We start from the raw sequence: 20,806 nt of genomic DNA, 5'->3' as shown, positions 1-20,806 counted from the left end.
AATTTTGAGGTTAAATCCTGATGCATAAATTAGAAACCAGAACCATTGCCCCGGCAAAATCGTTGCGTGGTGAAATTGTTGTGCCTGGTGATAAATCAATTTCCCACCGCGCTATCATGTTTGCCTCTTTAGCCAAAGGGGAGAGCCGGGTGCGTGGACTGTTGCGTGGCGAGGACTGCCTGTCGACGCTGAAAGCTTTTCAGACGATGGGGGTCGAAGTTGTCGAAAAGGGCGACGATGAGTTAGTCATTCAAGGGCGCGGTCTTGATGGTCTGCAGGAGCCGTCCGACGTTGTCGACTGTGGGAATTCCGGCACCACCATGCGGCTGATGAGCGGGATTCTGGCGGCGCAACCGTTTTTTTCTGTTTTAACCGGCGATCAGTATTTGCGTAAACGGCCGATGGGCCGGATCATCAATCCGCTCGCTCAGATGGGAGCGAAGATCCTCGGACGTGATCAGCACAGCAAGGCACCACTGGCAATCGACGGTGGTGGGCTGACGCCTACTGAATACCATTCGCCGGTGGCGAGTGCGCAGGTAAAGTCAGCACTGCTGTTGGCCGGCATGCAGATTGAAGGGACGACGACGGTTTACGAGCCGCACTTGTCGCGCGATCATAGCGAACGGATGCTGCGCTATTTTGGTGCTGAAATTGAATCTTTCGCCGGCGGAGCACGGGTGACCGGACGGGTCACTTTAGCGGGGCGTGAGGTCGAAGTGCCTGGAGATATTTCTTCGGCGGCTTTTTTTCTGGTTGCCGGTCTGATTGTTCCCGACACGGAATTATTGTTGAAAAATGTCGGCGTCAATCCGACCCGCAGTGGCATCATCGATATTCTGCAACAGATGGGTGGTTCTATTGAACTGCTTAATCAGCGTGAACTTTCCGGAGAGCCGGTTGCTGATCTATTGGTTAAGTCGAGCGATCTCCAGGGAATTGAAATCGGCGGTGAACTGATCCCGCGAGCGATTGATGAGTTTCCGGTCGTCAGTGTCGCAGCAGCCTTTGCCGCTGGCGTGACGACCATCAGTGATGCCAAGGAATTGCGCGTCAAGGAGACAGATCGAATCGTCGCCATGTGCGATACCTTGGGTAAACTGGGTGGGCAGATCGAGCCGTTGGAAGATGGTCTGCGCATTACTGGCGGACAGCCGATTGTTGGCGGGACGGTCAGTTCCTTCGGCGACCATCGCATCGCGATGAGTATGGCGGTCGCGGCGTTGCGGGCGGAGAGTGAAATTCTGATTGAGGATACCGCCTGTACGGCAACCTCATTTCCGAATTTCTGGGAGTTGCTAAACAGTATTCGGGCTTGATTCCCGGTGCTGGATAGCTGTTATATCGTTTATTGATTTATCTTGACCGGCATGTGCTTCTACCGCTTTTGCCGGTTTTAACTTACGTAGACAGGACGGTTAAGTTGACGAAGAAATTGATTGTCGCCATTGATGGCCCGTCGGGCGCTGGCAAAAGCACTCTCAGCAAGGCCTTGGCCAAGCAGCTCGGCTATATCAATATCGATACCGGTGCCATGTACCGTTCGGTTGCCTTGCTGGTTGAGCGAGGGAATATTGACCTGAATTCCGAGCAAGCATTGCTGGGTTTGTGTCGCGATCTGTCGATCGAATTTGTCCACGAAGCGCAGCAGGAGCGGGTGATTGTTAATGATGAAGATGTCTCGCAGGCGATTCGAACTCCCAAAGTCAGCCTGCTGACAGCGAAGGTAGCAGCTTATCCGACGGTACGTGAGGCGATGGTTCGATTGCAGCGGCAGATGGGGCAGGGTGGTGGTGTTGTTTTGGAGGGGCGGGATATCGGCACCGTTGTTTTTCCGCAGGCTGAAGTGAAGTTTTTTCTTTCGGCGACGGCTCAGGAGCGTGGTCAGCGTCGTTATGATGAATTACGTGCCAAAGGGATTGATGTTGATCTGCAACAAACAATTTCAGAAGTTGAGCAGCGGGATGCGGCTGACAGTGATCGTGAGCACGCTCCTTTAAGGTGTGCCGAGGATGCTATCGAAATTGATTCGACCCGCCTGTCGATCGAAGCGGTATTGACAGAAATGTTGCGGGTAATTACCGCACGTCAGCAGGCATAGGTGGAGTTGCGTTGATGGAAATAGTTTTAGCTAAAAGTGCGGGGTTTTGTTTTGGCGTCAAGCGCGCCACACAGATGGCTTTCGATGCTTCAGCGCAGCACGAACAGATCCATTCCTTGGGACCGCTAATTCATTCACCGCAAGTTGTTGAACAGTTAGAGCGGCAGGGAGTGAAGGTCTGCAAGCAGGTGGCTGAAATTCCTGGCGGCACGGTTGTCGTGCGATCGCATGGTATTACCGCCGAAGAGCTGCAGGAAATCGAAGAACAGCAGTTGGAGATAATCGACGCGACCTGTCCATTTGTCAAGAAAGCTCAGGATTATGCCGCCCAGTTAAGTTCGGAGGGTTATTTGTTGGTACTGGTTGGTGAGGCTGATCATCCGGAGGTTCAGGGGATCTACTCCTATGCCCAGGGGGAAGTCGTGGTGATCACTAACGCACAGGAAGCACAATCGCTGCCGAATAATAAGAAAATCGGCATAATCGCACAAACGACCCAGTCTCTGGAAAATCTGCAGGAGATCGTTTCGGTTTGCTTGGCTCGGGCAAAGGAATTGCGTGTCTACAATACCATCTGTGATGCCACTACTTTGCGGCAGCGAGAAGCGCGACAGATTGCCGCTGAGGTAGGTCTGATGTTGGTCATCGGTGGGTTTAATAGCGCCAATACTACACGGCTTGCCCGTCTCTGTCAGGAGCAGCAGCCCTGCACTCATCATATTGAAACGGCTGACCACCTACAGGCGGAATGGTTTATTGATAAGAATAAGGTTGGGATAACGGCAGGTGCTTCTACCCCCGGTTGGATTATTGATGAAGTTCTGCAGCGATTGAAGAATTTTTCCTTGGATTAGATCTTTTTAGCTTGGCTGTGGTAACGATAAATTTGCTGCGCGGGTCTTTTTGAGTGTGACTAAAAAAGCGGATTAAAAAGAATAACTGCTTGATAAATATTGGTTTGTTTTTTTTTAGAGGCTGTGCTAACTTCCGCAGTCTCGAAAAGAGTCCGCCGCCGAAAGTCGTCGGGAAATTCGCAAGGGGGTAACATCTCCAATGGTAGAAGAAAAAGAACTGCAAGAAGAAAAAGAACTGCAAGACGAAATGGAAGCGCTGAACGCAATGGACGCGCAGGACGAAAAGGACGCGCAGGACGAAATGGACGGCGAGTTCAAAATGGATGGCGATTTCGAAGAAAGCTTCGAGGAGCTGCTCAAGGATTACGAGCAGGGTGGTTTCGAACTGAAGCGAAATGATGTCGTTGAGGGAACGATTGTTCAGGTCAATCCTGACTCGGTTGTTGTCGATGTTGGCTACAAGTCCGAAGGGGTTATTGCCCTTCGTGAGTTTGCCGACGAAAAAGGCGAGATCAATGTAAATGTTGGTGACGTTTATGATGTTCTGTTCGGTGGCGGCGAAAGTGACAGCGGCCTGATCGTTCTCTCGAAAGAGAAAGCTGATCGTCAGAAGATCTGGAATTCACTCGAAGAAGGCGCCGTGGTTGAAGGTAAAATCATCAGCCGCATCAAAGGTGGTCTGTCGGTTGATATCGGCGTTAATGCTTTCCTGCCTGGTTCTCAGGTCGATCTGCGTCCGGTACGTAATCTGGACAAGGTGATTGGTGAAAGCTTCGAGTTTAAGATTATCAAGCTGAATAAGCGTCGTGGAAATATCGTATTGTCCCGCCGTGTTCTGCTCGAAACCGAGCGTGAGTCACAGCGTGGTGAAACCCTCAAGACTCTTGAAGAAAATCAAGTGACTGAGGGTATTGTTAAGAACCTTACCGATTATGGTGCATTTATCGATCTCGGTGGCATCGATGGCCTGTTGCATATCACTGATATGTCATGGGGCCGGGTTAAGCATCCGTCCGATATCCTTGCTGTCGGTGACAAGATTGACGTCAAAGTTCTCAAGTTCGACCGTGAGAAAGAGCGCGTATCCTTGGGTCTCAAGCAGACTTCTCCTGATCCATGGCTGGACGTACAGGCTAAGTACCCGGTTGAGAATAAGGTCACCGGTAAAGTCGTTAGCCTGACCGATTACGGTGCATTCATTGAGCTTGAGGAAGGTGTTGAAGGTTTGATCCACGTTTCAGAGATGAGCTGGACCAAGCGTGTTAAGCACCCGAATAAAGTTCTGTCGATTGGTGATGATGTGGAGTCGATCGTTTTGGCTCTCGATACCGAAAATCGGCGCATCTCTCTCGGTCTCAAGCAAGTTGAGCCGAATCCATGGGATGTGATTGGTGAGAAGTTCCCGATCGGTACCATTATCGAAGGTCAAGTAAAGAATATTACAGACTTCGGTATCTTTGTCGGTGTTGACGAAGGTATTGATGGTTTGGTTCATATTTCGGACCTCTCCTGGACGAAGCGCATCAAGCATCCTTCTGAAGCATACAAAAAGGGTGACTTGGTCAAAGCGGTTGTGTTGAATATTGATCGTGAGAATGAGCGTTTCTCGCTCGGACTCAAGCAGCTTGCTTCTGATCCTTGGGAGACTGTTCCAACCCGCTATGCCCCTGGTACTATCGTCAACGGTAAAGTCACTTCCGTGACCGATTTTGGCGTCTTCCTGGAACTGGAAGAGGGGATCGAGGGTTTGGTTCATGTTTCTGAATTGAGCAAAGATAAAATCGACGCACCGAAGGAATTCGCTGCTGTCGGTGATCGCCTTGAAGCTGCTGTTCTGCAAGTCGATACCGTTGATCGCAAGATTGCTCTGTCGATTAAAAATATTGCTGTGCAGAAAGAAAAAGCTGAAGTCAACGAGTTTATGGGTGCGCAAAAAAGTGCTACCTCTAATCTTGGTGATCTTCTTCAGGGTGCCTTTGGTCGTAAGTCTGACGACTAGTCTATTGGTTGATACTGGGGGCTTCGGTGAGAGTCGAAGCCCCTTTTTTTTGTGTGAAGTTTGATGAAAAAACGTCCCTTTTTGATGGCCTCTATAACCATTGGTGCTGTCTTCTTTTTTTTCCTCTTGGTTGTATTTGCTGCGGGATTGCTGAGTGATTGCTCGGTCTTTGTCCCGGGTGGCGACAAGATCGGAATCTTGGAAGTTCGCGGTACCATTGTCGACGCGCAACAGATAGTCGCGAAGATTGCTGATTTTCGTGATAGTCGAAATATCAAAGCAGTTGTATTGCGGGTTGATTCGCCCGGAGGCGGGGTCGCTCCATCGCAGGAAATTCATGCTGAATTAAAACGTTTGGCGCAAGAAAAACCCCTGATTATTTCTATGGGATCGGTTGCCGCGTCAGGAGGCTATTATCTGGCGATAGCCGGTGAGCATTTGTTTGCGAATCCTGGAACTATTACAGGTAGTATCGGCGTGATCATGTCGTTTCCCGACTATCGAGATTTAATGGGCAAGATTGGCGTAAAAACTGAAGTTGTCAAGAGTGGTCAGTTTAAGGATATTGGTTCCTCATCTCGAGAGTTTTCCGCTGCAGATCGTGAATTGTTGCAGGGAATGATCGATGATGTTCATGCGCAGTTTGTTCAGGCCATCAGTGATGACCGTAACATTCCCCTTGATCGCTTACGTCCTTATGTCGATGGTCGAATTATTACTGGCAGGCAAGCTTTGTCGTTAGGTTTAATTGATGAGATCGGGACAATGACTGATGCGGTTCGCTATGCTGCTAAAGTTTCCGGTTTGGGTGATAGCCCTGCCTTGGTTTATCCAGAACCGGAGCAGGTAGATTTTCTTGAGAGATTGCTTCAGGGGGCTGTTAGTCGTTACTTGGGGGTGAGCTTACCTCGTAAGACGACAATTGGACCTCAGTACTTATGGAATGGATCTTAATCACTTATTTTTGACGCTTGGAAGGTGACAATGACCAAAAGTGAATTGATTGAACGACTTTCAGATGAGCATGACATGCTCAATAAGAAAGATGCGGAGGCTGTTATCAACCTGATCTTCGGTGGCATTGGTAATGCCCTTGCTGACGGTGATCGGGTTGAAATACGTGGTTTTGGTTCTTTTTCGGTGCGTGAGCGCGATGCGCGTGAGGCACGAAATCCCAAAAGTGGAGAACTGGTAAAGATTCCATCACGTAAGACACCATTTTTTAAGACGGGTAAAGAGTTACGTGAGCGGGTAGACGAGTAGTTCCTCCCCCTCCTTATTGCTTAAATAGGAAAAGCCCCGGAATTAAAATTCCAGGGCTTTTTTTAGGTTCGACAATTGACTTCGACTTTCATGTCTTAGCTGGCCAGCGTCCTACTCAGTCGATCCGGAACAGCCCAAGAAGGATGCGGCGTGATCGATGTTTCGGTTGCCAGTTTTGACAGCTTAGCTACCTTGGGTCGATGTCAATTGTCAAAGTTGTTCCGGGATGCCGGTATGGTTCAGGACGGATGACCTGAATACAAATCATGTCGTCGGGAGAAACTTAAGGCTTCCTGCTCAAGAGCAGGCTTGCTCACCATCGCTCCACGTATTGACAGGTCAAACTGAACGTTGGCCAAGGCGCCTTCACCGGCCCGCACACCCCAGAATCTAAGGAACACTTTTAACTTGTTTTGATCATAGCAAGCTTGTCTTTTTTGTCAAGAAAAAACATTAGATACTATAAATGATATATTGTAAAAAACATACTTTTACGTTAATTATTACGTTATGAAATGGACCATTCATCGCATCGTCGTTCCTTCCTCTGCTGTCGGGCAGAGACTGGATCTTTTTTTGGCCGAAGTTTCTGCTGATTTGTCTCGAACCCTGGCTAAGAAGCTAATAGATCTTGGTGGTGTTCATGTCAATGGCAGGCGAGTAAGAAGCTGCTCCCTCGCGGTGAAAAATAATGATCAGATAGAAATTTATGTTGATCATTTTCCTACCGATCCATATAGAATCACAGAAAACGATATTGTTTTTCGTGATCAATACTTGATTGTGTTAAACAAACCCGCCCTGATTGATACGCAACCAACACATGCTCGGTTCAAAGGGACTCTTTATGAAGCTTTACAATGGCATTTAAAGGATCCTTACCGGCCGCAGCAAAAGCCAGAGTTGGGGATGGTTCAGCGTCTTGATCGTGGCACTAGTGGTCTGATCGTATTTTCAATTCACCCCCGTGCACACAAAAAGATGACTGAGATTTTCGTGGAACACCGGGTTGAGAAACGTTATCTTGCTTTAGTGTGTGGGGTTCCTGATTCATCAAAAGCTGAGATTCGGTCTTTATTGGCCCGTTCGCGCAAGGAAAACAAAGTAAAATCGGTGGCAAAAGGCGGCAAGGAGGCGATAACCCGATATGAGTTAGTCGCCGACCTTAATGATTTTTCTCTGCTTGATATTGATCTTTTAACCGGTCGCTCGCATCAGATTCGTGCACATATGTCAGAACATGGTCATCCATTGTTAGGGGATCACCGCTATGGTGGACCCCGCAGTGTTTCAGGCTTGGACGTCGCGCGTCCATTATTGCATGCTTGCAAGCTCTCTTTTGAACACCCAGTGAATGGGAATTTACTTGATTTCTCTGTGCCACTGCCTGCCGATATGGACAGGGTACTCAACTTACTGAAGACGTAATAAATGACTTTTCCGCAAATTGATCCGATCATATTCAGTCTTGGACCCCTCGCTATTCGTTGGTACGGTATGATGTATCTTTTGGGTTTTGTCGGTGGATATTTTGTTATGTGTCATGTGGCTCGTTTGCGTCATTACCCCATAACCAAAGAACAAATTTCCGACTTACTCTTTTATGCTGTTATTGGAGTCGTTGCTGGTGGCCGTCTTGGCTACACTTTGTTTTATAATTCTAAATATTACCTGTCCCACCTCCATGAGATCTTTTATGTCTGGGAGGGGGGGATGAGTTTTCATGGTGGTTTGATCGGTGTCTTCAGTGTCTTGCTGATTTATTGTCGGTTGCGGAAGTTCCCTCTGTTGATGATTGCTGATTTATCGGTTGCCGCCGTTCCGGTTGGTCTCGGGTTCGGTCGGCTAGGAAATTTCATCAATGCGGAACTCTGGGGACGTGTAACAACTTCACCTTGGGGAGTCGTATTTCCTGGTGCCGGTCCACAACCTCGTCACCCAAGCCAACTGTATGAGGCTGCCCTGGAAGGGGTTTTGCTGTTCATTGTCATCTACGTTTTGCACCGCATGAAGGTTCGGTCTGGTGTGGCGGGGTTCAGCTTTTTATCTCTCTACGGCTTATTTCGATTTGTGGTTGAGTTTGTTCGCCAGCCTGACGGTCATCTTGGATTTCTCTGGGGAGGCGCAACGATGGGACAACTGTTGTCGTTGCCGATGATTGTAGTCGGTTTGGTGGGTCTGTTTTTTCTCTTAAGAAGGACCAGCAATGCGGAATATTAAAGGGATAATTTTCGACTGCGATGGGGTGTTGTTTGAAAGTCGTAATGCGAATTTGGCTTACTACAATCGGATTCTGGATAAATTCTCTTACCCTCCGGTGAGCGCAGACCAGCAGGAGCGTGCTCATCTCTGTCATACCGCCAGTTCCCCAGATGTTCTTGCTGTATTGATGGAGGAAGGGGATCTTAAGCCCGCCCTCGACTATTCCGCAACTCTTGACTATCGGGAATTTATCCCACAGATGCAACCGGAACCACATCTGGCTTTTGTGTTGGAACAGTTGTCGCTGAACTATCCTTTGGCTGTTGCGACAAACAGAGGGACCAGTGTCGAACCGATCCTGGAGCATTTCGGCTTCGAGAATTTCTTCAGTGTCATCATCACCAGTCGCGATGTTAAGCGACCTAAACCCGCCCCAGATATGCTGCTACTTGCTTCAGCGCGGCTCAGCGCAGCTCCGGAAAATTGTCTTTTTATCGGTGATTCTGAACTGGATCAGCAGGCTGCTGTCGGTGCCAGGGTTCGTTTTGCTGGCTATGGTGGACTTGATACCGGTGAGTTGTCACTCACTAACCATCTGCAGTTACTCGATCATTTCCCTGCAGTTAAATGCTAAAAACAGGGCGCCACAAGATACCCAGTTTTTAGCGGATCGTTCTTCAGTGAAGTTTCTTTTTCATCTCAAGAATATTGACAGTTCCTTTTTTCAGGTACTTAACCTGATCCATCAATTTGAAGATGATCTGGACTCCACGTCCACCTTCATCGGTCTCCTTGACTTTGACATTTGCTAAATGCTGGATGTCAAAGCCGTGTCCCTGGTCGAAGACTCTGATCGTTAAGTCTTTGTCTGACGCAGAAATTGAGACCCTGACTTCTTTTGTTGGATCGCAGGCGTTTGCATGACAGATGGCGTTAGCCAGGGCTTCGGTTAAAACCAGATTGAGATGGTAGGCGAGTTCTTCACGGTCCCCTTGATAATAGCCAAGGGTGTGCGCAAGGCTCTCCCCAATCTTGCCGATCATACCAAGATATTTTGTCTGATTCGGGACGGTGATGTCTACTTCAATCAGTTCCAATATCCACTCTTTTCATTTGTAAATAAGTAGATCCCGGAGGATTAAGAGCTTGCCAGTGCCTCTTCTGCCGAGGCATAAATCTCAAAGACCCGATGCAGTCGGGTGAGTTCAAACATTGAGCGCACTTGTGGTTGAAGGCTACATAACTTAAGGCTCCCTTCTCGAGCACTGGCATTTTTAAATCCAGAAACCAGCGCGCCAAGTCCCGAAGAGTCAACGAAACGGACTTCAGTAAGATCGATAATCAGATTACATTTGCCTTCATCAAATAATTGCAACATCTGTTCTTTTAAGTCGCCACTGTTATGAGCATCCATGCGCTCTTCTTGGATCTCAATTTTGACGATTTCGCCTTGTTCTATAATGTTCAATTGCATGAACTCCTCCTTGTTTTATGGGCGTATTTAATATCCTTGTTGGCAGACATTATACCCCATTTTAGATGCGCAGGGCACCTTGATGTTGTACCTGGTTATTTAAGAACCTTCACCACCACTAAAGTTATGTCGTCATTAAAGTGCCGCAACCCAGTAAAAATGCGGACTTGGTTCATGATTCGATCGATAAGCTCCTGTGGCGACAAGTCTCCGCATTCCTGCAATAGTTTGCCTAGCCGCTCTACTCCGAAAAAATCTCCGGTCAGATCTTCCGCCTCAACGATGCCATCCGTATAAAGTAACAGGATGTCGCCTGCGCTAAGAGTCGTTGTTTTTTGCTCAAAATCGACATTTGGTCTGATGCCGAAAATGAGTCCTTCCGCATCGAGAAAATCGATGGTATCGGTCTGCTTGCGCCAGAGTAACGGGTTATTGTGACCTGCGTTGCCGTAACTCAGCTGGTAGTTGTCCGCATCGTATTGGAGGTAGAACATAGTGACAAACAAGTCTGAGCAGTCCATGTTGCCGAAGAAAAACTTATTGAGTGCTTGAAGCATGTCGGCTGGCTTTTTGAGACTGTCGACACGTGCATGTATAAATGTGCGGGTCTCGGCCATTATCAGTGCCGAGCCGATATTGTGCCCGGAAACATCAGCGATAACCAGATCGATAGCTGAATCCTCTCGGGGGATGAAATCGTAATAGTCGCCGCCGATTTGATGAGCGGTGACACAAAGCCCCGCGATAGCAAGTTTATCCATCTCTGGATTGCTGGTTGGAAGCAAGCTTCTTTGGATGTTTTTAGCGATCTGCATTTCGCGCTCTTGTTCGCGAACCTCGAGTAGGCCTTGCAACTGTTTGTCATTGCGCCAGGCAATGGCAATCTGGCCAGCAATGTTCTCGAACAACGCAATAAATTCCTTGGTGAAAATCCCTTTGACAGACCGTGAAAAAGCAGAGAAAACCCCTACCGACTCGCCGTCGAGCACGATCGGCGTATGGGCAAAACAGGTAATGCCCTCGCGAAGGATGATCTGCGCCGATGTCGGTTTGTCGAGAAAATCGGTATCGTTGACTACGGCTGTGACATTGGAGAGGAACGCTTGGCCAATGTAGGTCTCCATGTTCAGATTACGTTCTGATTGTCCAAAATGGATTGAAGACATCCCTTTTTGACTTTTGACGACTAGGGTCATGGAGTCTTTTTCTAGAAAGCGGATGACGCATAGATCGAACTTGAACTGATCGGCGAGAAGCTCAAGGATATTGTCGAGAATATCCTGCAGGCTGTCCCCGCTGGCAACGACTTGTGCGGCATCGTAAAGGACGCTGAGCTGCTCGCGGCTGGATGCGTGACTTATGGTGACAGAACCGAAGATGTCGAAAACATCCTCCATTTTGCTACCCCGCGTCGAAAGGTAGTTTTCGAGGATAATCCGTGCTGGTGCCGCTCCTACGTAGCCAGAAAGGGTCCGTTCCGTAAAAGCCTTAAGATTCGGGATCTCGTGATCATTTAAGCCGCCACGGGCGTTGATTTCGCGGGTTTTCAAATATTCGGTAATTGCAATATTGGCGGGTTTGTCGCCAATGAACTTTGACATCAGTTCGACAAATTCCATGATCGTCGGTGCTTTGCTGATTCTTGTTAGCTGGGTCGGTGTGGTTGTCTTTCTTGTCAAAGCATCGACAAATTTGTCCGCCTGGATAGATTCCGAATCGCTTTGCTTGGCGAAGAAAGAGATCGTCAGGTAGGCGGCTATATTAAATAGCAGGCTCCAGAACAGAGAGTGGCTGTAGATGTCAAATCCACGCAGGCCGAACAGCTCTATCGGCTTCAGTAGTCTGATCCCGTAGAGACCGTTCTGTAAAATATCTGAATCCAGCCAGCCGGAACGCACGAACGAGGGGATTAATAGTGTGTAGAACCAGAGCACAAAACCGAATATCAGGCCGATCGTGGCCGCCTTGCGGTTAGCACGTTTCCAGTAAAGGCCGCCAATCACCGCAGGTGCAAACTGGGTTGCAGCCATAAAGGAAATCAAACCCATGTTTACCAGGGCGTAGGAATCGCCGATAATTTTAAAATAGAAGTAGCCGAGAAAAACGACGCCGATGATGCCGAGGCGTTTTAGGTTGATGAGGATTCCGGAGAAATCTTGAACTTGTACCTTCATTCTCAGGATGACCGGCATGATCAGGTGGTTAAGGATCATCGTGGAGATGGTCACCGAGGAGACCATAACCATCCCTGCCGACGCGGAAAGACCACCGATAAAAACCAACAGTGCCAGCCATGGATGGCCGGCTGATAGCGGGAGGGTGAGAACAAAGAAGTCGGCTTGTGAGGTGTCTCCGCCGTTGAGAATTAGCCCGCCAAGCGCGATCGGAATGACAAACAGGTTGATCAGGAAAGTGTAGGCTGGAAAGCGCCACATGGCTTTTTTGATGTGCTCTTCATCGGGGTTTTCGGTGACCATGATGTGGAACTGACGAGGCAAAAACATGATGGCCATCATCGAGAGCAAAATCAGCGTGAACCATTTCGTGTACGGGGTTTGTTCGGTGCCAAGGCTGAAAAGGTTTTGACGTTCCGGGAATTTTTCAAAAAATTGTTGGAAGATGTCAATGAAACCGTCGAATAAACCGTAGGTGACAAAGATGCCGACGGCCATAAAGGCGACTAACTTGATCAATGATTCGAGAGCGACAGCAACAACCAGACCCTCATGGCGCTCTGAAGAGTCTAGGTGACGTGCTCCGAACAATATGCCGAACAGGCCCAATACCAGGGCCACGATAAGTGCCGTGTCGATGTAGGGGGGTAACTGTGAGACCAAAGTATTAAGTCCCGTAGATGGCGTGGACAGAGGGGTTGAGAGGATATCCAGCGTGCGTGCGATCGCCTTTAATTGGAGGGCGATGTAGGGCATGATGCCGAAAATGGAAAACAGGGTGACGATAGCACCGAGAAGTGCAGAACGATCGTACCTGCTGGAGATGAAGTCGGCAATGCTGACAATGTTCTGTTGTTTGCTGATCCGCACCATTTTGCGCAGGACGAACCACCAGGTAAATGCCATTAATGTTGGACCGATATAAATTGGCAGAAATTCAAGACCGCTGGTGGCGGCTCGGCCGACGCTGCCATAATAGGTCCAGCTGGTACAATAGACGGCAATGGAAAAAGAATAGATGTAGGAGTTGGATAGCAGGCTTTTGCCCAACTGTCGTCGTTTGTCGGCATAGGAGGCTACTAGGAAAAGTAGCGCAAAATAGAGTAAAGATATGATCAGGACATATTGGGCGGAAATCATGGACAGCTACTTCTCCATCGTTTCATCATCAGAATCAAAGTTTTCTCTATCCATGCGCCTGACAAAAAGCCAAGTGACGCAGATTGATGCTGGCCAGCCAATAAAAAAATAGAGGACCAACGATGGGATGTTGAAAATCATCCGCTCGTTGTTAAAAATATGGATGAAGGGGAAATTGATAAAAATTATGCCGAGGATCAAGCAAATAAACCAAGCCTCCTTGGTTGAATCACCATTGCGGTCTTTCATTATTGACCCTCGGTGCTAAGGTGAAGAGAAATTACTTTGTTATCAGGTTTCTGCCGTGTTCTGTCAATACGTTTTAACGCTCGGCCGTAAGAACTTCAAAGCTGTTTTGTGCTTGGCTGTGTTTTTGAAATTTATCAGAGATTTCATGGCTGTAAAGTATATTACACCAGAACGGGAAAGGATTTGACGCTTTTTATTGGACTATGCTAGTTATCAATAAACCGAGCATTAACGGTCCGCCCTGTTGGCCCGCTGTCCGGATGTATTATCTGAATGGACCTTGCCCTTTGAGAAAAATACAAAATTCATTGTTGTTTAGCTTTTTACCGGCGTTGTCGATTGTTCTGCTGTTGCTGACCGGTTGTACTATTTCGCCCGTGCAGATTCCTCTGCCGCTGGAATCCCGTGCTTATCATTCTGATCTTGCCGAGCCGCAAGCCAAGGCTCTCTATGCTTATGTTGAGTTTCGCATGTTAGCAGCGGAAAACCGCTGGGATGATGCAATTGAGGCGTTACGGCGGGCGGTTGCTTTTGATCCTGAAACTGAATATTTAGGTATGGCCCTTGCCAAGGCGCTTTTACACAAGAATCAGGCTGAAGCATCAATCGAAATTCTTCAGCAGATCCTGACTCAGTCCCCTGATAATATCGAAGGGCACGAATTGTTGGGTGACTTGCTCAGTTACCAGGAAAGAGATGAAGAGGCTATTGAGCATTATCGGCACGCTTTGACTGGGACTCCCGGCAATGAGATGTTGCAGATGCGCCTGGCGATGGCCCTTGGTCGTCTCGAGCGCACTGACGAGGCGATCTTGTTGCTGGAGGGGTTGGTCGCTGAACAGCCTGAAGCCAAGTTGGCGCGTCTTGCCCTGGCGCGGTTTTATCAGGAACGTGGTCAGCTGGAAAAAGCCGAAGCGACCTACCAGGACTTGTTGCAACAGCACCCCAATCAACAGCAGGCCTTTCTTGAATATGGCAGAATGCTAGAAGCTCAAGGGCTTTTTGCCGAGGCTTTTGCGCTTTATCGCCAAGGGATTAAGCAGAATCCGCAAGCGGCAGCAATCCGTCAGCAATTGGCCATGCTCTATCTAAAACAGAGTCGGAACCCGGAGGCGCTTGAGCAGCTCCTGGCCGTTCGCCAGCTGCTGCCGGAGAATCTTCAGGTGGTCGGACAGATCGGGCTTTTGCATTTGAAGATGGAAGCCTGGTTGCAGGCCGAAGAGGATTTTCGTTCGTTGCTGCAGCACGGAGAAAATGCCGGTCGTAATCGTTACTATCTCGGGTTGGCGTTACTTGGGCAGGAAAAATATCAAGCTGCGATCGCAACCATGGCTCCGATTGATGAGTCGTCACCTATTTTTGCCGAAGCTGTTATGCAGCTGGCATATCTTTATCGGCAGGCGGGTCAGTTCGAGCCTGCGATAGCTTCACTTAAGAGAGTTTTGGCAGAGGATATCCAGCAGCCCGAAATTTATTATTATCTGATTTCATTTCTTGGTGACAGCGGTGATCAGGATCAGGCGGCAGAGGTGGTCGCCACGGGCCTGTCCCATTTTCCTGACAACGTCGAACTGTTATTTCAGTCGGCGCTGATCGCAGAAAAACAGGGTGACCGGGAAAAGGCATTAGCGCAGATGGAGAAAATTTTGTCTATCGATGCTAATTTCCCCGACGCCTTGAATTTTATCGCCTATCATTATGCTGAAAAAGGGACCGATCTCGACTTGGCCCTGATCCGCGCGCAAAAGGCATTAATGGTCAAGCCCAGTGGGTATATTATCGATACGCTTGGCTGGATTTATTTTAAAATGGGGCGCTACCCAGAAAGTCGCGAGCAGCTTGAAGAGGCCTCCAGTTTGTTGCCGGATGATCCCGTCATTCTTGAACATCTGGGCGATCTTTACCGCGCGTTGACACTCAATGAAAAGGCGGCCGACGCCTATCGTAAAGCTCTCGAACTTGATCCCTTGGCTGACGGGGTTGAGGACAAGTTACAGCGCTTGCCGTTGGAGATGCCCTAGTGATCCGTTACTTCTTTTTTCTGCTTCTTCTGCTGCTTTCGGCCTGTGCCAGGTCACCACAACCGGTCTGGACCGAATTGCCGCAGGCTGAAAGTTTACTGCAGCGGGTTTCTGCTACCACCGGGCAAGTCCGTTCTCTCGATGGTGCGGCATCCGTTGGTTTAACGCTCAAGGGAAAGTATTTTTCCAGCCAGCAGTTTTTGTTGGCAGAAAAGCCAGATCATTTACGCACTGATGTGCTGACCGGTTTTGGACAATTGGTACTTCAATTGACTTCCGATGGTGAGGATCTGGCGGTTTTTATGCATACCACTACGCCCGGTCGTTTTTTTCGTGGGCCGGCATCGGCGGAGAATCTGTCTCGCTTTACCCGCATTCCACTGCCTGCCAAGGATATGGTACGGTTACTACTGTACGATCCGCCGCTGATCGGTGCTGAACAGCGCGAAGTCCTGGTTGAAAAAGGAACGTTGCTGTTGCGTCTGTCAAATCTCGACATGCAGCAGGATCTGTTGTTTGATGAACAACTCAAGCTAACGGGCTGTCGCTACTTTTTGAATGATCAGCTTTGGATGGAAGTTCTATATCAAAAATTTACTGAGCAAAGCCGTTTTCCGCAGACGATTCGTATCAATTTGCCGGCAGAGGAGACTCAGGCAGTGATTAAGTTTTCTGAGTTGCAGACCAATCTAGAGATTCCAACTGAACGCTTTCGCTTAAAAAAACCGATTAAGATCCCGGTTGAAGCCTTACCTTAATCTGTCCGAATTGTCTGGAGGTCTGCTCATGCGTTCAATGTTATTAGGATCTGTGCTCCTGCTATCGCTGATAGCCTGTGACACTGTTGAGCGCTCCAGCCATCCGGGAGTCGATGAGGTCCTTATCCCCGAATATGGTGATACCTTTATTCAGGCCTCGATTGGTGACGCCAGTACTTTGTTGCCAGTGCTTGCGTCCGATAATGCGTCCAGCGAGATCAATGGTTATGTCTACAATGGCCTCGTTCGCTACGATAAAAACTTTAAGATTGAAGGGGAATTGGCAGAATCCTGGAAGATTTCTGACGATAACCTGACAATTACTTTCAAGTTGCGAAAAGACGTCAACTGGCATGACGGTACCCCCTTCACCGCGGCGGATGTCCTTTTTACTTATCAACTCTATGTTGATCCGGACACGCCGACCGCTTATGCCGAGTCATTTAAACAGGTAAAGGGTGTCGAAACGCCCGATCCGTACACCGTCGTCGTCCATTATGATAAGCCCTTTGCTCCTGCGTTGATGAGTTGGGGACAGTCGGTTCATCCTAAGCACCTACTTGAAGGGCAGGACCTTTCCAACAGTCCTTTAGCTCGTAATCCAGTCGGCACTGGACCATTTAAATTGGTAGAATGGCAGTCTGGAGAGAAAATTGTCCTTGAATCGAACCCTGGTTATTTTGAGGGGCAGACCTATCTCAAACGGGTTGTTTACCGAATTATCCCTGACATGTCGACTCAGTTCCTTGAGCTACAGACTGGTGGTCTCGACTTTATGGGCTTGCTGCCGTTACAGTTTGATCGGCAGACCAGCACCCCGGCATTTCGCCGTCTGTTTAACAAGTACCGTTATCTAAATTTTGGCTATACCTATCTCGGTTACAATTTAAACCGGCCGTTGTTTAAGGATAAGCGGGTCCGGCAGGCCTTGGCCTATGCCATCAATAAACAGGAGCTTATCGATGGTGTGCTGCTCGGTTACGGTGCTGCGGCGACCGGTCCTTATAAGCCCGATACCTGGGTTTATAATTCCCAAGTGCCGAGATACGACTACAACCCGGAAAAAGCTCGGGCTCTGCTTGCCGAGGTCGGCTGGCGGGATTCCAATGGTGATGGTGTGCTCGATAAGGATGGCAAGGATTTTTCCTTTACCATCGTCACCAATCAAGGTAATGATTTGCGCGCCAAGACCGGCGAGATTATTCAGCGTCGTTTTAAACAAGTTGGTATCGATGTGAAACTACGGATCATCGAGTGGGCGACCTTTCTCAAGGAATTTATCAATCCGGGGAATTTTGACGCGACGATTCTTGGCTGGACGGGTGGTCCGGAACCGGATCAGTATAATATCTGGCACTCGAGTAAAACCGGCCCGCGGGAGCTGAACTTTATCGGGTTTAAAAATGCCGAGGTTGATCAACTCCTCGAAGAAGGTCGTCGGGTGTTCGATCAATCGCTGCGCAAAGCTTATTACGATCGTTTTCAGCAGATTCTGGCCGAGGAACAACCGTACACATTCCTCTATGTTTCGGAAGCCTTGCCGGCGGTATCAAAGCGATTTCGTCGCGTGGAACCCGCTCCCGCCGGAATCAGGTATAATTTCAATCAGTGGTTTGTACCGGTTGCCGAGCAGAAATACTCCAAATAGCACTGGATTGTCTAAATGCTGCACTATCTCGCCAAACGTCTGATCTTGCTTGTGCCTTTGTTGCTTGGGATAACGCTGATTTCTTTCGTCGTTATTCATCTGGCACCCGGTGAACCGACCGATTTGCAGACGCAGATGAATCCACAGGCCAGCTCTGAACTACAGGACCGCCTGCGGGTGCAGTATGGCTTGGATAAGCCACTTTATGAGCAGTACGGCATCTGGTTGTCACGCTTGGTGCAGCTTGATTTTGGCGAATCTTTTGCTACCGATCGGCGCCCGGTGCTCGATAAGGTGCTTGAACGTTTGCCGGTTACGATTTTGCTGAACGTCCTCTCGATCCTGTTGATTCTTGGTATCTCCGTGCCACTCGGGATTGTCTCGGCAGTGCGGAGAAACTCTGGCTTCGATCGCGCCGCTACGCTGTTGGTGTTTGCCGGATTTGCCATGCCGTCCTTCTGGTTGGCGCTGTTGTTGATGGACTGGTTCGGAGTGCGGCTCGGGATGCTGCCGGTTTCTGGTCTGAAATCCCTCGGTTACGAATATTTAAGCTGGGGAGGTCAAATTCTTGATCGTATCGCTCATTTGATTTTGCCGGTGTTTATCTCTGCCATTGGTGGGCTGGCCGGATTTTCACGTTACATGCGTTCGAATATGCTCGAAGTTGTACGTCAGGATTACATCCTTACGGCACGTGCTAAGGGATTGTCGGAACGCACGGTGATTTACAAGCACGCGCTGCGCAATGCCCTGCTACCGGTGATTACCATTTTGGGTTTGTCCGTTCCCGGGTTGATCGGCGGGAGCGTCATTTTTGAAACTATTTTTGCCATCCCCGGTATGGGGAAGTTGTTTTATGACGGCGTCATGATGCGTGATTATCCCTTGATTATGGGTATTTTGGTGATGGGGGCGGTGTTGACTCTGCTGGGCAATCTGCTGGCCGATATTTCCTACGCCTTGGCTGATCCGCGGATTCGACACGGACAACAAGGGGAAGGCTAGTCAAAATGGAAATTTCGAAACATGATAAAGAGGGGGGAAGATGAAGTTAACAACCAACCGTCTGGGTGAAATGTTGCTCGAAGCTGGGCTGGTCGATCAATTTCAACTCGATTCTGCATTGTCGATGCAGCGGAATCTGGGCGGCCGGATCGGCAGTGCGCTGGTAAAACTCGGCTATCTGCCAGAAGAAACCATTCTGGAATTTTTGGAGTCGCAAGCAAGATTTTCCCGAGTTTCTCTGCAGGACTTAGAGATCCCGCCGGCCTTGATGACCCTGTTGCCAGCCGACAAATTAAAGCATTTGCTGGTGCTGCCGATCGAGTTACGGCAATCCGGTGCGGAAAAAACCTTACGCGTGGTAATGACCGATCCGACCAATCAAAAGTTGATTTCCGATTTACAGTTTGCAACAGGCTGTCGGGTACTACCGGTACTGGCGGCAGAGGATGAGATTCGCGAGGCTTTAAAGAAGAATTTACCGGATGCGCCGGTTAAAGCTGCGGAACCGTTGCAACAAGCATTTGCCGACCCCGATATGGTCGACTTTAGCGAGCTGCCGGGAAACGATCCGCGGCTAGATCGGTTGCTCGAGATGCTCAAGGCCAAGGGTATTTTAAGTGATTTTGATGTCAAACAGCTGAAGTCCGACGAGTTATGTTGACCGCGCGAAGAGCATTTATCCGCGACGTTGTTTGGCAACGTTTGCGCCATAACCGGATGGCTATGGCCGGTGGCCTGATCGTCCTCTGCATGTTTTTGATGGCGATGGTGGCCTCCCTGGTCAGTAGTGACCCATCGGCGATCGATGTCGGTCAGCGGTTGCTGTCGCCGAGTTGGGCACATCCCTTGGGGACCGATGATTTGGGCCGCGATGTCTTGGTGAGGATGCTGTATGGTGCCCGTATCTCATTGCTGGTCGGGTTTGTTGCGGTCGGCATCTCGACCCTGATCGGGATCTTTTTGGGTGCGCTGGCCGGTTACTATGGTGGCTGGATCGATGCTCTGATCATGCGCTTTGTCGATATTATGCTCTGTTTTCCGACCTTCTTTTTGATTTTGGCGGTCATTGCTTTTCTCGACCCATCGATCTGGAACATCATGATTGTCATCGGTCTGACCAGTTGGATGGGGGTGGCGCGTTTAATCCGCGCGGAATTTTTGAGTTTGCGGCAGCGTGATTTTGTGCTTGCCGCGCAGGCGTTGGGCGCATCCGATCAGCGTTTGATCTTCCGCCATATTTTACCGAATGCTATGTCGCCGGTGTTGGTTTCCGCAACCCTGGGGGTGGCCGGGGCGATCCTGACCGAAAGTGCGCTGTCGTTTCTCGGTATCGGTGTGCAACCACCAACCCCGTCGTGGGGAAATATGCTGATTATCGGCAAGCAGACCCTCGGCAGCGCCTGGTGGTTGTCGGTTTTTCCCGGTCTGGCAATTTTGATTACGGTCCTTGGCTACAACCTGCTTGGTGAAGGGGTCCGGGACGCGCTCGATCCGAGGTTACAGGAATGACAGCTGAAGATTGTCTGTTAAAGCGGTTTACCGCTCTTGCCGGCGGAGACTACGCCACGGTTTATGCGACCTACCATCAAGATTCTCCCTTTCTGCAGCATTTTGCAGATTGCGCCGCTTATGTAGCGTTTGCTCAGGATCAATTGAGCTCTATCGAAGTGATGGATTGGCGTTCCTTGCGGCAGCGGCAAATCGATGCGGATCAGCAGGAGCATCTGTTGGTTATTGAATTGTCGGTGGATAATTCTCGGCAATACTTTTATGAGCTGGCCTTGTTGATTCATTCTCCGGATGGCTGGCGCTACCACTCCGCGCAGAAATTAGGTGCCGAGGATTATTCCGGTCCACCAGCCCAAATCCAGTTCGATCATTTCGATCGCGTCGCACAGAAAATTCGTTATTAAGGCGA

Annotated in this window: 20 protein-coding genes and 1 other RNA gene; 16 read left to right on the top strand and 5 right to left on the bottom strand. The window is 49.2% G+C overall.

The annotated features are described in order from the left end of the window. The first annotated feature begins 20 nt into the window (after positions 1-20). The 6 genes from aroA (at position 21) to ACZ5PT_RS18205 (ending at position 6,217) form a co-directional block, all read left to right on the top strand. Entirely contained in the window at positions 21-1,319 is a 1,299-nt protein-coding gene (gene aroA, locus ACZ5PT_RS18230) for a 3-phosphoshikimate 1-carboxyvinyltransferase (RefSeq protein WP_464264439.1), read from the top strand. Positions 1,320-1,423: 104 nt separating this feature from the next. Beyond that, positions 1,424-2,101 carry a (d)CMP kinase gene (gene cmk, locus ACZ5PT_RS18225; RefSeq protein ID WP_464264438.1) on the top strand — a complete coding sequence of 226 codons (678 nt, stop codon included), beginning with the start codon at positions 1,424-1,426 and terminating at the stop codon, positions 2,099-2,101. 14 nt (positions 2,102-2,115) lie between these two features. Then, positions 2,116-2,955: a 4-hydroxy-3-methylbut-2-enyl diphosphate reductase gene (gene ispH, locus ACZ5PT_RS18220; RefSeq protein ID WP_464264437.1), complete on the top strand. Its 840-nt coding sequence runs from the start codon at positions 2,116-2,118 to the stop codon at positions 2,953-2,955. 265 nt (positions 2,956-3,220) lie between these two features. Then, on the top strand, positions 3,221-4,954 hold the full coding sequence (locus ACZ5PT_RS18215) for a 30S ribosomal protein S1 (protein ID WP_464266765.1): 1,734 nt from the start codon (positions 3,221-3,223) through the stop codon (positions 4,952-4,954). A 63-nt stretch (positions 4,955-5,017) separates the two neighbouring features. Then, positions 5,018-5,908, top strand: coding sequence for a signal peptide peptidase SppA (gene sppA / locus ACZ5PT_RS18210; protein ID WP_464264436.1), 891 nt, complete (start codon positions 5,018-5,020; stop codon positions 5,906-5,908). A 30-nt stretch (positions 5,909-5,938) separates the two neighbouring features. Then, entirely contained in the window at positions 5,939-6,217 is a 279-nt protein-coding gene (locus ACZ5PT_RS18205; RefSeq protein ID WP_464264435.1) for an integration host factor subunit beta, read from the top strand. A 214-nt stretch (positions 6,218-6,431) separates the two neighbouring features. On the opposite strand, the gene ssrS is transcribed toward ACZ5PT_RS18205, so the two are convergent. Further along, a non-coding RNA gene (gene ssrS / locus ACZ5PT_RS18200) (6S RNA) lies at positions 6,432-6,610 on the bottom strand. Positions 6,611-6,727: 117 nt separating this feature from the next. Between ssrS and ACZ5PT_RS18195 the strand changes: the two genes are divergently transcribed. From ACZ5PT_RS18195 to ACZ5PT_RS18185, 3 genes are read left to right on the top strand one after another with little or no spacing between them, the layout of a single operon-like run. Further along, positions 6,728-7,645 (top strand): RluA family pseudouridine synthase, encoded by a 918-nt coding sequence (locus ACZ5PT_RS18195; RefSeq protein ID WP_464264434.1) that lies wholly within the window; start codon positions 6,728-6,730, stop codon positions 7,643-7,645. A 3-nt stretch (positions 7,646-7,648) separates the two neighbouring features. Then, entirely contained in the window at positions 7,649-8,437 is a 789-nt protein-coding gene (gene lgt / locus ACZ5PT_RS18190; RefSeq protein ID WP_464264433.1) for a prolipoprotein diacylglyceryl transferase, read from the top strand. Then, positions 8,424-9,053, top strand: coding sequence for an HAD family hydrolase (locus ACZ5PT_RS18185; RefSeq protein ID WP_464264432.1), 630 nt, complete (start codon positions 8,424-8,426; stop codon positions 9,051-9,053). The genes lgt and ACZ5PT_RS18185 overlap by 14 nt, the downstream gene beginning before the upstream one ends. Positions 9,054-9,096: 43 nt before the next feature. Here the strand turns inward: ACZ5PT_RS18185 and ACZ5PT_RS18180 are convergent, their stop codons facing one another. From ACZ5PT_RS18180 to ACZ5PT_RS18165, 4 genes are all read right to left on the bottom strand, one after another. After that, the gene (locus tag ACZ5PT_RS18180) at positions 9,097-9,519 is read right to left on the bottom strand and encodes an ATP-binding protein (protein WP_464266764.1); all 423 of its coding nucleotides are present in this window, start codon (positions 9,517-9,519) and stop codon (positions 9,097-9,099) included. 38 nt (positions 9,520-9,557) lie between these two features. After that, positions 9,558-9,893, bottom strand: a complete 336-nt coding sequence (locus ACZ5PT_RS18175; RefSeq protein WP_464264431.1) for an STAS domain-containing protein — start codon at positions 9,891-9,893, stop codon at positions 9,558-9,560. A 95-nt stretch (positions 9,894-9,988) separates the two neighbouring features. Further along, positions 9,989-13,207 carry a SpoIIE family protein phosphatase gene (locus tag ACZ5PT_RS18170; RefSeq protein WP_464264430.1) on the bottom strand — a complete coding sequence of 1,073 codons (3,219 nt, stop codon included), beginning with the start codon at positions 13,205-13,207 and terminating at the stop codon, positions 9,989-9,991. A 6-nt stretch (positions 13,208-13,213) separates the two neighbouring features. Beyond that, a complete protein-coding gene (locus ACZ5PT_RS18165) occupies positions 13,214-13,456 on the bottom strand; it encodes a hypothetical protein (protein ID WP_464264429.1) in 243 nt (80 codons plus the stop codon). 287 nt (positions 13,457-13,743) lie between these two features. Between ACZ5PT_RS18165 and ACZ5PT_RS18160 the strand changes: the two genes are divergently transcribed. From ACZ5PT_RS18160 to ACZ5PT_RS18130, 7 genes are read left to right on the top strand one after another with little or no spacing between them, the layout of a single operon-like run. Further along, positions 13,744-15,477, top strand: a complete 1,734-nt coding sequence (locus ACZ5PT_RS18160; protein ID WP_464264428.1) for a tetratricopeptide repeat protein — start codon at positions 13,744-13,746, stop codon at positions 15,475-15,477. Then, positions 15,477-16,235, top strand: coding sequence for a hypothetical protein (locus ACZ5PT_RS18155; protein WP_464264427.1), 759 nt, complete (start codon positions 15,477-15,479; stop codon positions 16,233-16,235). The genes ACZ5PT_RS18160 and ACZ5PT_RS18155 overlap by 1 nt, the downstream gene beginning before the upstream one ends. A 28-nt stretch (positions 16,236-16,263) precedes the next feature. Further along, positions 16,264-17,883: a peptide-binding protein gene (locus tag ACZ5PT_RS18150; RefSeq protein WP_464264426.1), complete on the top strand. Its 1,620-nt coding sequence runs from the start codon at positions 16,264-16,266 to the stop codon at positions 17,881-17,883. A gap of 15 nt (positions 17,884-17,898) precedes the next feature. Then, positions 17,899-18,888 (top strand): ABC transporter permease, encoded by a 990-nt coding sequence (locus ACZ5PT_RS18145; RefSeq protein ID WP_464264425.1) that lies wholly within the window; start codon positions 17,899-17,901, stop codon positions 18,886-18,888. 40 nt (positions 18,889-18,928) lie between these two features. Beyond that, positions 18,929-19,549 carry a GspE/PulE/PilB domain-containing protein gene (locus ACZ5PT_RS18140; RefSeq protein WP_464264424.1) on the top strand — a complete coding sequence of 207 codons (621 nt, stop codon included), beginning with the start codon at positions 18,929-18,931 and terminating at the stop codon, positions 19,547-19,549. Next, positions 19,543-20,397 carry an ABC transporter permease gene (locus ACZ5PT_RS18135; RefSeq protein WP_464264423.1) on the top strand — a complete coding sequence of 285 codons (855 nt, stop codon included), beginning with the start codon at positions 19,543-19,545 and terminating at the stop codon, positions 20,395-20,397. Before ACZ5PT_RS18140 ends, ACZ5PT_RS18135 begins: the two co-directional genes overlap by 7 nt. After that, positions 20,394-20,801, top strand: coding sequence for a hypothetical protein (locus ACZ5PT_RS18130; protein ID WP_464264422.1), 408 nt, complete (start codon positions 20,394-20,396; stop codon positions 20,799-20,801). Before ACZ5PT_RS18135 ends, ACZ5PT_RS18130 begins: the two co-directional genes overlap by 4 nt. Positions 20,802-20,806: the final 5 nt, after the last annotated feature.

This window comes from Desulfuromusa ferrireducens (assembly GCF_055389805.1).
The sequence above is the reverse complement of the archived record's forward strand: the minus strand, read 5'-3'. Positions and strand labels throughout refer to the sequence as shown.